General features: G+C 63.4%; 1 protein-coding gene. It reads left to right on the top strand.

Going from position 1 to position 782, the window contains the following annotated elements; all coding sequences use genetic code 11:
• The coding region (locus AC1DH9_RS30125) for a glycoside hydrolase family 15 protein (protein ID WP_477809451.1) at positions 1 to 782 on the top strand (782 nt) is incomplete at both ends.

Below are 782 nucleotides of genomic sequence, written 5' to 3'. Positions count from 1 at the left end.
GTGCCGCACTGGTCAACGACATGGGCAGCGTGGACTTTTTCTGCTGGCCGGAATTCGACAGTCCGTCGATCTTCTGCTCATTACTGGACACCCCGGACGCGGGGATTTTCCAACTGGCACCCGACCTGCCGGATGCCCGGCGCGAGCAAATCTACCTGCCCGACACCAACGTGCTGCAAACCCGTTGGTTGAGTGAGCAGGCCGTGGTGGAAATCACCGACCTGCTGCCTGTTGGCGACAACGACGACGCCCTGCCCCTGTTGATCCGTCGTGTGCGGCTGGTCAGTGGCCACGCCACGCTCCACCTGCATTGCGCGGTGCGCCATGACTACGCCCGAGCGCAGACCACGGCGCGGACCGACGGCGCAGACGTCTGCTTCGAAGCCACCCAGCAGCCAGGTCTACGCCTGCGCGCCAATCAACCGATGCAGGTTGTACAAAACGCTGCCGTCGCCACGTTCAGCCTCAAACAGGGCCAGAGCGCCGAACTCCTCCTCGGTGCCCTCGACGACCCACGCTTCAAGGATGAAAACAGCGACCTGTGCCTGCAACGCACGCTGAAGTTCTGGCGCGACTGGATCGGGCAATCCAATTACCGCGGACGCTGGCGCGAAATGGTCAACCGCTCGGCACTGGCGCTGAAGCTGCTGACCTCGCGCAAACACGGCTCGATCCTCGCCGCCGCAACCTTCGGCCTGCCGGAAATACCCGGCGGCGCCCGTAACTGGGACTATCGCTACACCTGGATCCGCGATGCCTCCTTCACCGTCTATGCCTTCATG

The sequence above is a fragment of the Pseudomonas sp. 05T35 genome (assembly GCF_056396605.1).
Note: the sequence above shows the minus strand (reverse complement) of the source record. Positions and strands in the feature narration are given on the sequence as shown.